This is a genomic window from Alteromonas sp. Cnat2-8 (assembly GCF_022348355.1).
Lineage (GTDB): Bacteria > Pseudomonadota > Gammaproteobacteria > Enterobacterales > Alteromonadaceae > Alteromonas > Alteromonas macleodii.
This window is the reverse complement of record NZ_JAKREX010000003.1, coordinates 414,040-428,296: the sequence shown is the minus strand read 5'-3', so window position 1 is coordinate 428,296 and position 14,257 is coordinate 414,040. Positions and strand designations below refer to the sequence as shown.

The window sequence follows — 14,257 nt, the reverse complement described above, 5'->3', positions numbered from 1 at the left end:
TGAGTGCTGAAAAAGCCGATGAAACAAAACCTAGGTTTAGGTTCTCGGAATATTTAGTACCTGCCCTACGCGTACAACATCACTTGAAAGATCATTCGCTGCTTTGATGCTGCTTACTTTTACATTGTAACGCTGTGCTAATAACGAGAGCGACTCGCCGCTTCTTACTTTGTGCGTTCGGTTGTTCGCCCTTTCTTGTGCCCACAGTGTACCATCAGGGGGAACTTGCTTGAAGTAACGCTTAGTCGCATTAAACATGGCATTCGCTAAGCGTTCGCGATGTTTAGACCAGTTCAGATTCTTCTCTTCTTGCGGATTAGAAATGAAACCAACTTCGACCAAAATAGAGGGGATGTCAGGCGCGGTCAAAACTGCAAAACTGGCGGCTTGTGGTTTTCTTTTATGCAGACTGGTCACCTGCTTTAGCTCTTCAACCACTTTATTACCTAAATCGTGGCTGGTCGCCATACTGTGATCCATCGATAAACCCAGTATGGTTTCAGTAAGATATCGCTCGCTTGATTTATCATTGATCACTTCAGCTGCACCACCGAGTAATTCAGAGTGACGTTCAGATTTCTCTAGCCAGCGGCCTAATTCAGTGTCTGCTCTTCGCATGGATAGTACCCACACCGAACCACCTCGCGGTTGAGGCTGACTAAACGCATCGGCGTGGATGGAAATAAGCAAATCGGCTTTTTTCTCGCGCGCAATTTCAGGACGTCGATTAGGAGAAACATAATAATCATCGCCACGAGTCATGATGGCGCGCATACCTCGCTCCCGGTTTATCATGTCTTCCAGTTTTTTGGCGATACTCAGGGTGATGTGCTTTTCATAGGTACCAGCCGGACCGATTGAACCTGGGTCATGTCCACCATGCCCGGCGTCGATGGCGACGATAATGTCTCGGTCTCGGGCACTGGTTGAATCATCAATAACGACAGAGCCGGTTGATGCCGACGCTGATAACGTTGGAGACGGCTTCGGCGCGCTATCTGGTAAATCGACAACCAGCCTGTGTCCGTAAGCACCATCGGGGGTTACTGCAAATAACGAAGGCTTTGTATTTCTATTGAGCTCAACAACCACTCTGGCAGATGATTTGTTTTTCGGTGTGGAGTAGCGCAGCTTTTTAATCAAATCACCGCTGTTTTCAATGCCAGAAAGCTTAGCGGTGTCGCTGGTGTTGTTAAGATCGATGACAAGCCGAAGCGGATTTTTGAGCGTAAAATAGGTGAACTCTGGCGCTGATTTCATATCGAAAACAACGCGCGTATTGTCCGGCGACGGCCATATCCTAACCCCGTCGATGTTATTTTGCGCACCGTGTGCGAATTGCACGACGAAACACAATAATAATACCGAAACTATACTGCGCACCATAATTAGCCTTTCTGTTATTGTTATGCTGCTCTCGTCAACTCCGGAGCGGCTATTTATTCAGTTTTTCTTTCATTTCGCATTTGCGCTAAACGCGCTTGCATTGCTGAAGCAATTTCGCACCGTGGGCACTTTTTGCTTCCAAATTAAACTGCCTACCCGATGGCGTAATATTTATACTAATCACTAAGTCTGGGGATGCCAAGTATTCGCCCCCTTTTTCCGACCATTCAATAAGCGCGATAGCGCCCGAACCAAAGTAATCGCGAATTCCCATGAACTCTAACTCTTCTGGGTCGGCTAAGCGATACAGGTCGAAGTGATAGATATTGACGCCATCCAACTCATAAGGTTCAACCAATGTATAGGTTGGACTTTTAACGCTACCTGAATGACCTAAAGATTGAATGAAATATCGGCTAAATGTCGTTTTCCCTGCACCTAAGTCGCCGTTTAAATAAATAACAGCATCGGTAGGGAGTTGACTCGAAACAGCCTGCGCTAAATCTCTGGCAAGCTGCGCAGTATCATCTACTTCATTAGCAAAAAAAGAGGTATGCGGGTAAGACATCAACAATATTCCACAGTAATAGAAAGCCGAATAACACAGTAGATGCCTGCCCGTTCAAGACAAAACCACGCTAACTAGTGGTTTATAAGCGCACGTACTGCGTCAAACAAATCGCTTGCTATCATACCACGTTGACCATACAGTTGGGCAATATCATCGCCAGCCTTAGCATGAAGTACTACACCATATTTCGCTGCAATATCTGTTTCTACGCCTTGCGCGAGCAACGCGCCCAATATTCCGCTTAATACATCACCGCTTCCTGCGGTAGCCATACCTGGATTACCGTGACGGCAAACCCAGGTTTTCTTTTCATTGTCGATAAGCGTGCCCGCCCCTTTTAGTACACAGACCGCATGGTATCGCTGTGAGCACTGCCTTGCGTAGTTAAAACGGTCGCTTTCTACATCATCAATAGAAACACCGAGTAAACGCGCAGCTTCGCCCGCGTGAGGGGTTAAAATACTGTCAGACAAGGTGTACGCGGTTGACTGCTGACACAACAGATTTAGCGCGTCAGCATCAATGACCACAGGCTTATTTTGGCTTTGACAGTGCTTCATGGTGGTTTCAAATGCGCTTTCTGCCCATTCATCTTGCCCAAGACCCGGTCCAATAACCACACAGGTTGCCCAAGCTAATGCATCTTCCAAATTAAAGTCGGTGACCATGAGTTCAGGTCTGCCTGCACTGACCTGAACGACTGACGACTCATGGGTATACACGCGTACCATGCCCGCACCACTTCTCAGCGCGGCTTCACTGGCGAGTCGAATGGCACCTGCTGTTCCACGGTTACCGCCAATGCACAACAGTCGACCATAAGTCCCTTTATGACTGTTAATCTCCCGTGGCCCCATACCTTTAAAGTGGTCGATATTTAGCATGGTCGCGCTCGCTTTAGCTAATGCTTGGAACGCTTTGCCGATACCCAAGTCCGCATACACTAACTTACCGCACGATTGTTTACCCGCACCAGTAACAAGCCCCGGCTTAATGCCCACAAAAGTAACGGTGATATCAGCCTGAACACATCGCCCCAGGCTCTGTCCTGTATTTGCATCAAGCCCTGACGGCACATCAACGCTTACTACCGGTGTTGATGACGCATTCACCGCATCAATGATGTCTGCAAACTCATTGCGAATATAGCTATTAATACCTGTACCAAGAAGCGCATCAATCACTACGTCAGACTTCTCGAGGAGCGCAGCGTCAAACCCATTGATACTGCCTCCTGAATCGAGCCAGCGCTGCTGTGCTTTGCCAGCATCACCTTCCAGCGTACGTTCAGGCTCAACCGCACATAAATGCACTTGTTTACCCGCAAGTTTTGCGTTTATTGCTGCAATGTAGCCGTCACCCGCATTGTTACCTTGGCCCACCAGCACTAAGTAAACGTCTGAGTTTGGCATAAGCTCAAGACACTGCTTAAACACCACATCACCAGCTCGTTGCATCAACGTGAACATATCGCAGCCCGAATTCGCGGCGGCTTGTCCCTCATTTTCCCTAACCTGATCGGCCCGAAATAATTTGTATGATAAACTTGACGTTAATTGAGTATCTAGCATGAGCACATGTCCGAATTTAGTTCTATCGACCTTGTTGAATTAACCAACAATATCAAGGCTTGGGGTACAGCGCTAGGCTTTCAGCAGGTTGGCATCAGCGATATTGATCTACATCAGCACGAGGCACACCTTCAGGAATGGTTAGACAATGGGTATCACGGTGACATGGCCTTTATGGAGAGTCATGGGATGAAGCGTGCCCGGCCTGATGAGTTGGTCCCAGGGACATTACGGGTTATCAGCGTTCGCATGAACTACTTACCTCCTGACGCCTCGTTTGCCAAGCATTTAAAAAAGCCAGAAATAGGATACATCAGCCGCTATGCATTGGGCCGTGACTACCACAAAGTGCTGCGCAAACGTCTGAAGCAATTGGGAGAGAAAATCACCGCATCCTTGGCGCATACCCAATATCGCCCGTTTGTAGACTCAGCCCCCGTGTTGGAACACGCTATTGCTGAAAAAGCGGGTATTGGCTGGACGGGGAAACACAGCCTGACACTCAACAAAGAAGCCGGCTCTTGGTTCTTCTTAGGTGAGCTGTTCATCAATTTGCCATTACCCACTGACTCACCAATTGAAGAGGGTTGCGGCACCTGCACGGCGTGTTTAACCATTTGCCCTACCAATGCGATTGTTGCGCCTTATAAAGTAGATGCCCGTCGCTGTATTTCCTATCTCACCATTGAATCAGACAAAGATATTCCCGAATATTTACGCCCCATGATGGGCAATCGCATTTATGGCTGTGACGATTGCCAACTTGTTTGCCCTTGGAATCGCTTTGCCGACGTTACCAGTGAAGAAGATTTCCACCCGCGACAAGTGCTTCACGGCCAAAGTCTCAATGCGCTTTTCGGCTGGTCTGAAGAAACCTTCTTACGCAATACGGAAGGCTCTCCCATCAGGCGGATTGGCTTTGAGAAGTGGCAGCGTAATATTGCCGTTGCGTTAGGAAACGCTCCGTATGATGAACAAAGCATTCTGCTTTTGAAAGAAAGACGAGGGAGCGTGAGTGACTTGGTGGACAGACATATTGATTGGGCTCTTAAGCGGCAGCAAGAGAAGCAACAAGCGTCTGAAGCAAAAAACAGGCAGCAAGCGCGGCTTATTCGCGTAATTGAAAAAGGTTTACCAAGAGACGCCTAACGCCAGTACACGTTTGAATAAGGCATACCGCGAATTCAATTGGCGATATACACGTTTTGGGGTTAACCCGCTGAGGCAAGCTGACTGTTTAAATCGGCCTGAGTGCTATTCCGATAACGCACACGAGCATTTGGCGAATGGGATGCGGCGAAAGAAACGTTAAGTTTGAGGCCTCGCTGTGCCACTTGCGTGGTTATGATAGGCGAGCCGAATTCCCACCACGGTTCCTGTTCCAATGCTTCAATAACTCGCGACAGCTCAGTTTCAGAACCGTCATACTCACCCGTTATTTCGCAATGTCCGTTCTCACATTTTACCGAGTCTAAAACAAAGCGCTCGTTGTTAGGCGGCAGCGCAAAAAACGTATTGAGTGAGCCTTCGGTTTTCGTGTAGAAAACCTCTGGCGCCATGATTTGGACATTCTCAGCAACGGGGGCAACATTCATCTCGCCGTTTTTCGTAACGCTTGTATCCAAGAGCACCGCACCTGTTTCATTTGAAACCAACTTGGCGGCGGGCTTAATAACTTTCAGCTCACTCGTTTCGGTGGCACGAGAGCGCGCTAACACATTGGTTAGTCGCTCTTTTTCTGCATTGGATTCACTGAGTTGGTGTTGATAGCCAGAAAATTTATACCCTGCTATCAATGCAAACGCTATCAGCAACAACACAAGCCACGTTTTCATTTTACTTCCTTTATCGAAGTCGCTTACTTGTGATATTGCTTACTAAGTTCATGTACCGCATTAACGAACACACCTGCATTTTCAGGTGGTACGTCTAGATGGATACCGTGACCTAAATTAAATACGTGACCGCTACCTTCACCGTAACCTTCTAGAATGGACGCCACTTCTTGCTCAATTCTTTGCGGTTGAGCATACAGCATTGATGGATCCATATTACCTTGAAGTGCAACTTTATCGCCAATGCGCGCACGCGCTTCTTTAATGTCGATAGTCCAGTCTAAACCTACTGCGTCGCAGCCTGTCGCCGCAATCGATTCTAGCCACATGCCACCGTTTTTGGTGAACAAGGTAACAGGTACTTTACGGCCTTCATTTTCACGGGTCAGCCCACTTACAATGCGCTCCATGTACTGAAGCGAGAATTCTTTGTATTCACGAGGAGATAACACGCCACCCCAAGTATCAAATACCATGACTGACTGCGCGCCCGCAGCGATTTGAGCATTTAAATACTCAGTAACAGAATCAGCCAGTTTTGCTAGTAACGCATGAAGCGTTGCTGGCTCAGCAAATGCCATTTTCTTGATTTTGGTAAAGGCTTTACTTGAACCACCTTCAATCATGTAAGTCGCGAGTGTCCAAGGGCTTCCAGAAAAACCAATTAATGGCACTTCACCTTTAAGCTCACGGCGAATAGTACGAACGGCATTCATTACGTACTGTAGTTCACCTTCTGGATCAGGAAGGCCGATTTTATCCACATCCGCTTTACACGTGATTGGATTTTTAAAGCGAGGGCCTTCACCTGTTTCAAAGTAAAGACCGAGGCCCATCGCATCTGGAATGGTCAAAATATCCGAAAAGAGAATTGCAGCGTCGAGAGGAAAACGACGTAAAGGTTGTAGCGTCACCTCACATGCAAGTTCTGCATTCTTGCACAACGACATAAAATCGCCTGCTATTGCACGAGTCGCTTTGTACTCTGGGAGGTAGCGCCCGGCTTGTCGCATCATCCATACAGGTGTGACATCAACCGGCTGCTTAAGTAACGCACGTAAGTAACGATCGTTCTTTAACGCGGGCTTATCAACACTGGGGAAATTTTGCGACATATAACTCACCTAAATTACTGAAGATATTTGAGCGCGAAAGTATACCAGTATTCTTAACTAAGGTGTGCTAAAACCTGTATTAAAAAATCAATGTTTTAACGACAAATCGGTGTAGTGTCGATTATTAAAGACAAACAATACTTGAACATTACTTTAAAAAGACGCTTGCACTTAAAGTGAGTGTTTGCTATTACTATAACCGTTAAAGAAAAGAAGCCCTACATGGGACCGTGCTAAACTTATTGAAACCCTGCTTCGGCAGGGTTTTTTATTTGTCGCCGATCAGAGACACCGTTTCAGCAATTAATTGTCCCGCAATAGACACTTTCGGTGGAATAGTCGGCAGCGCATCTATATCAAACCATTGCGCATCATCTATCTCGTTCTCCTGACAACGAATTTCCCCTTCGTCATACTCGGCAACAAACCCGACCATTAAGGAATGTGGAAATGGCCATGGCTGACTATTGTAATAGCGCAAGTTTTTAACCTTAACGCCAACTTCTTCGAAAACTTCTCTGTGGACCGCTTGCTCCAGACTTTCACCACTTTCTACGAAGCCTGCAAGGGTTGAATACATATTGGATTCTCGGTGGCGAACGCCTTTGGCCAACAATATTTTTTCGTTGTCGTGTATAGAAACAATGATACAGGGAGACACTCTTGGATAACTGCGATGTTGACAGCGGTGACAATGCATTGCCATTTCCCAATCTACGCGTTCAGTCTTGGCTCCACATTGCCCGCAAAATTGATGAGTACGCAAGAAGTGGATGTATTGCCAGGCTCGCCCAATAACGGAAAAGGCAATATCGTATTCGGCAAAAAGAAGCTGTCTAAGCGATACCCGTTCCCAACCGGGTTCGTCAACATGCTCAGCGCCCAAATCAACAACATATACGGGCAGATCTCTATGCGCCGTCTCATTGAGCGGCGGAAGTTGATGAATTTCATCGACATAAGATGCTAAAAATGGAATATCACTCAGGTAAGCAACGGGGATAGACTCAGACGATTCTTGTACCACAATTTTGCCGCGACTAAAAACTACCCACAGGGCTTGCTGAGCAGCTAGTTTCGCCTCATCCAACTTTATCATCATTGCACATCACTCCTGTTCTTTAATGCTTCATACTACACTAAATACTGAGCGTATAGATCGCCACCATACATTTTGAAACGAACTTTTTCGCGCAAAATTTGTGTCGCTAGTGCACAGTGTTATACTGAAACTTATTGTCGCTAAACGGGTAACACATCAAAATGTTGCAACAGTTAGAAAGCGTTAAATCAAAATGGGGCGGGAAAAGCCAGGTTATTGACCGCTGGTTAATGGACAGACAGGCACTGTTAGTTTCTTTCTGTGAACTAGCAGGTATTAACAAGCGAAGCGAGTGTTTACCTGACCCAGATGAAATAGACAACTTTTGCAGCGCATTACTCGATTATTTGTCGGTAGGACACTTTGAGGTTTTCGATATGTTGGTTGAAAACGACAATGAAGGCCTTGCACTACGAGATAAACTTTACCCCAGATTGACAAAAACCACTGACGCAGCACTCGCATTTAATGATACGTTTGCACAAGCAGTAACGCCCGAGCAGGCAGCTGAATTTGACTCAGCGCTAGCCAAGCTTGGTGAGACATTAGAAGAGCGTTTTGCCTTGGAAGATGAGTTAATAGCTCATGTACACACTAAAAAACGTGATCCAGAAGTGACGCTTTAATATAACAATGAAAGTCGAGTTTACGGTTATCATCAATGAACAAAACCACACTTATTCATAAGGCACGGGCTTATTGCGAGCAACGCGGCGCCAGATTCACACCGCTTAGAGAAAAGGTGTACGAAATTCTTGTTTCAAAGCACGGTCCTATGGGTGCTTATGAACTACTCGACTCACTGAAAGAAACAGAGTCTAGTGCCAAACCTGCGACAGTCTATCGCGCCCTTGATTTTCTTCTCGATTTTGGGTTTATTCACCGTTTAGAGTCTACTAATGCGTTTGTGGCCTGCTATCATTTTGGTTGTAACCACCCTGTTCAGTTTCTAATTTGTGACAGCTGTGGTGATGTTGCTGAAATTCAATCTGAAGGTCTTCAAGAGACCCTTGATAGCCAAGCAAAGCAACACGGATTCAAAGTATCGAAACAAACTATAGAGGCCCATGGATTATGTGCCGATTGTCAACAAACGGAAGATCACGCTGCCCAGGAGAGTGTACATGAATGCTGATTTTGTGAACCCGTTTATTGCTGGTCTTTTGAACGTGCTTGAAACCATGGCTCAAACTAAATTGACCCCGGGCAAGCCCAAGCGCAAACAAAGTGATATCGCCAAAGGCGATGTATCGGGGCTAATTGGCATGGTGGGCCCTGACGTTCGCGGCTCTATGTCTATTACTTTTGACGAGTCGTTGGCCCTGACCATAATGGAGAGAATGGTTGGCGAGCGCCCTGAGAAGCTTGATGCAGAAGTAGGCGACATGGTTGGCGAAGTTACCAACATGATTTGCGGTAACGCAAAACGAGACCTTGCTGAACGGGGTTACGAGTTTGGAATGGCAACACCCATCGTTGTATCAGGAAAGCAACATACGATTAGTCACCAGGTTGATGGTGCTAAAATTATTCTTCCTTTCATGTGCGACGAAGGGTTAGCGCATTTGGAAATCTGTTTTGACAAATAATTTCTGGCAGTCTGAAAAAATTACACTCGACAGCTACCCGAGAGGATTTCACCTGATAACACAGCAGGTGGAATCTGCACTACCCAGTATTCGTCATGTTGAAGTCGGCCTTTTGCACCTATGGCTTCAGCATACAAGCGCTAGTTTGACAATCAATGAAAATGCCGACCCTACAGTGAGGCATGATATGGAAGCGTTCTTCAACCATAGTGTAAAAGAAGAGCTTTCTTTTTTCAGGCATACTTATGAAGGTAAAGATGATATGCCTGCTCACTTAAAATCGAGTATACTAGGGTGTCAACTTACTATACCTGTCCAACAAGGCAAGCTTGCACTTGGCACGTGGCAGGGTATCATGCTCGGCGAACACCGAGATCATGGTGGAAGACGAACAATTATTGCCACATTACAAGGGATCGCAGCCTAACCCATATTATAAATGGCACAATTTGTGCTAGCGTTAAACGTTAAGCACAACACAAAATTATCAAAAATCGATAATCACTCAACGTTAAACAGGATGTGACTATGAAACAACACTTTAAAATGGCAGCGCTATCTCTTGCTGTAATTTCTTCGACTAATGCATTTGCACAAGACTCTTCTGAGCCAGAGTACAAAAACTGGTTTGGTTTGTCTGGCATGTATTACAACACTGACGACTCACGTCCGTTAGATCTAACTGACGGCGGCCTTTACGACGATGGTCGTGGCGTAGCTTTTGAATACGGTTTCCGTTTTACTCAAAGCTGGGCAGCTCGTGTTGAATTTACAGCCCTAGACCTTGATTATGCAGGCGGCGGTGATGAAAGCGGTGAAATGGTTGGTGTTGACGCACTATACTTCATGCCAAATGATGCATGGTTCTTATTCGGTGGTGTTAAGCGTCAAGCAGTAGGCGAATCAACTACCCTTGGTAACATCGGTATCGGTAAACACTGGGACATCCACGAAGATGTTAAACTTGTTACTGAAATCGCCGCTTATCACGACTTCGGTGAAGATTACAATGACTACAGTGTTAAAGTTGGTATCGCGATCCCATTTGGTAAAGGCACTCCTGCCGCACCTAAAGACAGCGACAACGATGGCGTTGTAGACAGCAAAGACCAGTGCCCAATGACACCAGCCGGTGTTCGTGTTGACGCAAATGGTTGTAGCATCGATGATGATAACGATGGCGTTCTAAACAACGTTGACCAGTGTCCTAACACTCCAGCTGGCACTAAAGTAGATGCAACTGGCTGTGCAATTAAAGATTCGGACAACGACGGCGTTGTAGACAGCAAAGATATGTGCCCTGATACACCAGCTGGCGTAAAAGTTGATGCAAAAGGTTGTACAGTATTTGACGAAGAGACAGTAGAAATCACACTACGCGTTCTATTCGACAACGAAAGTGCTGTAGTTAAAATGCCAAAAGATCCAGAAATCTCTGAATTTGCTGAGTTCATGAAGCAGTATCCTTCAACAACTGCGGTAATTGAAGGTCACACTTCTGCACCAGGTAGTGAAGCTTACAACATGGACCTTTCTAAGCGTCGTGCTGCAAACTTCAAAGAAGTAATGGTAGACATGTACGGTATCGAAGGTTCTCGTTTAGAGACTATCGGTTACGGCGAAACTCAGCTTCTAGACAATGGTAAGAACGCTGAAGCACACCGTGTTAACCGTCGCATTTCAGTGACAGTTAAAGACACAGTGAAAGTAGCTGAAGAAAAGTAATTCATTGTAGATGAATTGAAAAAGGCGCCTTACGGCGCCTTTTTTGTGTCTGAAATACTTTAACTTATTTACCCTTAAAATGTAGACCGTGGCCGCGGTCGAAGCCTTTAGTCGCTATAAGAGGGGCTAGTATTCGTCGGCTATGGCAGGGCCTGCATAGTTGTCAAATCGTGAGAACTGACCTTGGAACGTAAGTCGACAGGTACCAATTGGGCCGTTACGCTGTTTACCAATAATAATCTCTGCAATGCCCTTATACTCACTGTTTTCGTGATAAACCTCATCACGATAAATAAACATAATTAGGTCGGCATCCTGCTCGATTGAGCCAGACTCACGAAGGTCAGAGTTAACTGGACGTTTATCGGCGCGTTGTTCTAGCGTACGGTTAAGCTGTGAAAGGGCGACTACCGGTACTTCAAGCTCTTTAGCCAATGCTTTCAATGAGCGAGAGATCTCTGCAATTTCCAATGTTCGGTTATCGCTAAGAGAAGGTACGCGCATCAACTGAAGATAATCCACCATGATTAGACTGATTCCACCGCGTTCGCGAGCGAGTTTTCTTGCGCGACTTCGCACGTCCATTGGTGTAAGGCCTGATGAATCATCAACAAACAAACAATCTTTGTCTTTGAGCATAGCCATGGTGTTGGAGATACGTGCCCAATCTTCATCATCCAGCTGAGCAGTACGAATTTTGGTTTGGTCAACGCGGCTTAATGACGCCAACATACGCATCATGATTTGTTCTGAGGGCATCTCAAGACTGAAAACAAGTACAGGTTTGTCTTCTGCCATCATGGCGTTTTCAATCAAGTTCATGGCGAAAGTAGTCTTACCCATCGATGGACGAGCCGCCACGATAATAAGGTCAGAGGGCTGCATACCACTGGTCATTTTGTCTAGGTCGGTAAAGCCGGTAGTAACACCGGTAACGTCTTTATTGGTTTTCACCAATTCTTCTAGACGGTCAATGGTCTTCCCTAAGATAGACTCGACATCGCGAGGACCTTCGTTTTCACCAGTTCTTCGCTCGGCAATTTCAAATACTTTACTTTCGGCCAGGTCAAGAATGTCTGCACTGTCACGGCCTTCGGGGTTGTACCCAACTTCCGCTATTTCATGCGCCACGCCAATAAGCTCTCGGGTTATCGCGCGCTCACTGATAATTTGCGCATAAGACACAACGTTCGCAGAACTTGGCGTGTTTTTGGCAAGTTCACCTAAGTAGGCAAAACCACCGGCATCTTCCAGTTCATCATGCTTTTCCAGCTCTTCTGATACTGTTATAAGATCTATTGGCTGGCTACTGTTTAGTAGTCGAGTGATAGCACGAAAGATAATTTGGTGTGAGCGATTGTAGAAATCGTTATCGGTAACAAGCTCCGCGACTTTGTCCCAGCTTTCAGGGTCAATAAGCATGCTGCCCAAAACAGATTGCTCAGCCTCAATGCTATGAGGTGGAACCTTCAATTTTTCAACATTCTTATCGTTTTTAGACGCAGACGCCACGAGTGAAACCTATCCCAATGCACAAAAGTCAGTTGGATATTATGCGCTTTTAACGTCCATCACTCAACAAAGGAAGTCGTCATTTTGTTGCGAAAGCGCAAAAAGACAACATCGTTTAAAGCGTTTTCTCCAGCTTTAAAAACGTACCATCAACCAAGGTGTAGGCGCTGCCACCTTCCTGAAAAATGAGTGTAGACCCCATGATTGCTGAATTATCAAGGCACGACAAACTTACTTCAGTAATCTTGTCGTCGCTAAAGCCAAGCGATGATGGAGAGGCTTTAAAAGCAGCATAAAAATCTTGATTACTGATATTTTTCGTTGAATACACCGGTGACTCACAAAATGCCTGATCGAGTTTAGCCGAGTCTGAAGCATAGGTTACCGAGCGACCCAAGAACTTTTCTGACTCTATTGATGAGTGAGCTGAAACACCTACATTATAGGCCTTAGTCACCACCCAAGTACCTTCGTAATAAGCGGGTTCCTGAACAGCACAGCCTAGCGTAAATGCGCATATTCCAAACGCACCAATAATTAGACTATGAAATCGCCAAAACCTTTTGACGTGTCCAACAATACTCAATTTAACCTCCAATCAAAAAATAACAAACAATGTGATGATGTGGGTGAAGCGTGCAGGTCCGCTAACTTGTAACTAAGAGCCATTAAAACGCACTTTTGTTACTTACAAACGCTCAGCTACACATTTTTAGCGACCAAACAAAAAAAGCTGCGATCACTCGCAGCTTTTCATTAATCACCACATGTCTGATTAATAAATGTGGACTAAATTCATTTTTTCAACCTAAAGTTTCAATTGTGTTGCCTATAGCTTATTCACTTTTGGTCTATTTCAATTCGCCCGTGTACCGTAGAGATGTCTACATTTGCAGCCCCACCGTTATGGATAAAGCGTAGCCAGCTACCTGGGCCATACTTAGGCTTTTGCGACTTTTCATCACTGATATTGTTTACAATGTTGCCGCCAGCGTGCGTCTCAATATCAAATTGTGCCGATACGCCATCTTGAAAGACAAATTCCATCGCACCGCCTACAGAATTCGCTTTTACGCTACCGTTCTTATTAAGACCTAAACTTGCGTAAGTCCTTCCATTAACCGTATTGATTTGCAGTACGTCTACCGCTTGAAGAGACACATCGATTCGACCGTTGACGGTTTCTACTGATACGTCTGGGCTATCGGAAGTGATGTCGAGCTTGCCATTAACTGACGCAAAGCTCACTGGCGTGTTTCCTGAGTGTGACGCTTCAATTTCGCCATTCACTGTTTCCGCCTCTAAACGGCCTCTCACATTCTCAAGCACGATATCGCCATTAACCGACTCAACTTCAACCCGCTCACCTATGTTTTTAAGGGTTACGTCGCCGTTTACCACCTCAACATCTACTGCTTTTGTTATACCTTCTGCAATAAGATCAGCATTGACCGCGGTATAGTGAAGGTCGCTTGCTGAAGGTATATAGATAACAAGGTCGTCGCCATCTTTACCTTTATTAAACCAGCTCTTCGAGTGGCGCTCGACTTCAACATGTATAACCACGACATCTCCACGTCTTTCAAAGATAAACTCTTCAGTTTGATCGCCCAGTTCGCCGGTGACACGAACCTGAGACTTATCCCAAACTCGGATATCTGCTTTTCCGTTGATGTGTTCAATGTCCACTTTCGGCGAAGACGATGTGTCGATGGTCTTATCTACTTTTTCTCCTGCAAACGCCGCAGTAGCGATACTTAGCAGCGCAGTAGTAAGTAATACCTTGGCCCCCAAAGGTGCCATGAACGTGTGCAAAAATGTGCTTTTCGTATTTATATTCATCTTTAAACC

General features: G+C 45.7%; 15 protein-coding genes. 6 read left to right on the top strand and 9 right to left on the bottom strand.

Annotated features, from left to right (window positions below; genetic code table 11):
• Nucleotides 1–36 precede the first annotated feature (36 nt).
• The 3 genes from MHN00_RS09690 to MHN00_RS09680 all read right to left on the bottom strand — a co-directional run bounded on the left by MHN00_RS09690 (nucleotide 37) and on the right by MHN00_RS09680 (nucleotide 3,528).
• Nucleotides 37–1,386 carry an N-acetylmuramoyl-L-alanine amidase gene (locus tag MHN00_RS09690; RefSeq protein WP_014951095.1) on the bottom strand — a complete coding sequence of 450 codons (1,350 nt, stop codon included), beginning with the start codon at nucleotides 1,384–1,386 and terminating at the stop codon, nucleotides 37–39.
• 85 nt (nucleotides 1,387–1,471) lie between these two features.
• A complete protein-coding gene (tsaE, locus tag MHN00_RS09685) occupies nucleotides 1,472–1,954 on the bottom strand; it encodes a tRNA (adenosine(37)-N6)-threonylcarbamoyltransferase complex ATPase subunit type 1 TsaE (RefSeq protein WP_014951096.1) in 483 nt (160 codons plus the stop codon).
• A 74-nt stretch (nucleotides 1,955–2,028) separates the two neighbouring features.
• Nucleotides 2,029–3,528, bottom strand: a complete 1,500-nt coding sequence (locus tag MHN00_RS09680; protein ID WP_239301024.1) for an NAD(P)H-hydrate dehydratase — start codon at nucleotides 3,526–3,528, stop codon at nucleotides 2,029–2,031.
• Nucleotides 3,529–3,534: 6 nt separating this feature from the next.
• Here MHN00_RS09680 and queG point away from each other — a divergent pair, with 6 nt between their 5' ends.
• Nucleotides 3,535–4,677, top strand: a complete 1,143-nt coding sequence (gene queG, locus MHN00_RS09675) for a tRNA epoxyqueuosine(34) reductase QueG (RefSeq protein ID WP_239301023.1) — start codon at nucleotides 3,535–3,537, stop codon at nucleotides 4,675–4,677.
• 62 nt (nucleotides 4,678–4,739) lie between these two features.
• On the opposite strand, the gene MHN00_RS09670 is transcribed toward queG, so the two are convergent.
• From MHN00_RS09670 to nudC, 3 genes are all read right to left on the bottom strand, one after another.
• Entirely contained in the window at nucleotides 4,740–5,363 is a 624-nt protein-coding gene (locus tag MHN00_RS09670) for a hypothetical protein (RefSeq protein WP_069945116.1), read from the bottom strand.
• A gap of 23 nt (nucleotides 5,364–5,386) precedes the next feature.
• Nucleotides 5,387–6,478, bottom strand: a complete 1,092-nt coding sequence (hemE, locus tag MHN00_RS09665; protein WP_239301022.1) for a uroporphyrinogen decarboxylase — start codon at nucleotides 6,476–6,478, stop codon at nucleotides 5,387–5,389.
• A gap of 268 nt (nucleotides 6,479–6,746) precedes the next feature.
• Nucleotides 6,747–7,580, bottom strand: a complete 834-nt coding sequence (nudC, locus tag MHN00_RS09660) for an NAD(+) diphosphatase (RefSeq protein WP_080760052.1) — start codon at nucleotides 7,578–7,580, stop codon at nucleotides 6,747–6,749.
• Between the two features lie 161 nt (nucleotides 7,581–7,741).
• On the opposite strand from nudC, the gene MHN00_RS09655 reads away from it, so the two are divergent.
• From MHN00_RS09655 to MHN00_RS09635, 5 genes are all read left to right on the top strand, one after another.
• A complete protein-coding gene (locus tag MHN00_RS09655; protein WP_014977657.1) occupies nucleotides 7,742–8,206 on the top strand; it encodes an Rsd/AlgQ family anti-sigma factor in 465 nt (154 codons plus the stop codon).
• Nucleotides 8,207–8,241: 35 nt separating this feature from the next.
• A complete protein-coding gene (locus MHN00_RS09650) occupies nucleotides 8,242–8,715 on the top strand; it encodes a transcriptional repressor (RefSeq protein ID WP_014951103.1) in 474 nt (157 codons plus the stop codon).
• Nucleotides 8,705–9,169: a chemotaxis protein CheX gene (locus MHN00_RS09645; protein ID WP_014951104.1), complete on the top strand. Its 465-nt coding sequence runs from the start codon at nucleotides 8,705–8,707 to the stop codon at nucleotides 9,167–9,169. The genes MHN00_RS09650 and MHN00_RS09645 overlap by 11 nt, the downstream gene beginning before the upstream one ends.
• Nucleotides 9,159–9,596, top strand: coding sequence for a secondary thiamine-phosphate synthase enzyme YjbQ (locus MHN00_RS09640; protein ID WP_039233612.1), 438 nt, complete (start codon nucleotides 9,159–9,161; stop codon nucleotides 9,594–9,596). Before MHN00_RS09645 ends, MHN00_RS09640 begins: the two co-directional genes overlap by 11 nt.
• A 101-nt stretch (nucleotides 9,597–9,697) precedes the next feature.
• Nucleotides 9,698–10,894 carry an OmpA family protein gene (locus MHN00_RS09635; RefSeq protein WP_039229239.1) on the top strand — a complete coding sequence of 399 codons (1,197 nt, stop codon included), beginning with the start codon at nucleotides 9,698–9,700 and terminating at the stop codon, nucleotides 10,892–10,894.
• Nucleotides 10,895–11,020: 126 nt separating this feature from the next.
• Here the strand turns inward: MHN00_RS09635 and dnaB are convergent, their stop codons facing one another.
• From dnaB to MHN00_RS09620, 3 genes are all read right to left on the bottom strand, one after another.
• The gene (gene dnaB / locus MHN00_RS09630) at nucleotides 11,021–12,406 is read right to left on the bottom strand and encodes a replicative DNA helicase (RefSeq protein WP_014951107.1); all 1,386 of its coding nucleotides are present in this window, start codon (nucleotides 12,404–12,406) and stop codon (nucleotides 11,021–11,023) included.
• Nucleotides 12,407–12,521: 115 nt separating this feature from the next.
• Nucleotides 12,522–12,992, bottom strand: coding sequence for a hypothetical protein (locus MHN00_RS09625; protein WP_014951108.1), 471 nt, complete (start codon nucleotides 12,990–12,992; stop codon nucleotides 12,522–12,524).
• A 254-nt stretch (nucleotides 12,993–13,246) separates the two neighbouring features.
• A complete protein-coding gene (locus MHN00_RS09620) occupies nucleotides 13,247–14,248 on the bottom strand; it encodes a DUF4097 family beta strand repeat-containing protein (RefSeq protein WP_014977658.1) in 1,002 nt (333 codons plus the stop codon).
• Nucleotides 14,249–14,257 lie beyond the last annotated feature (9 nt).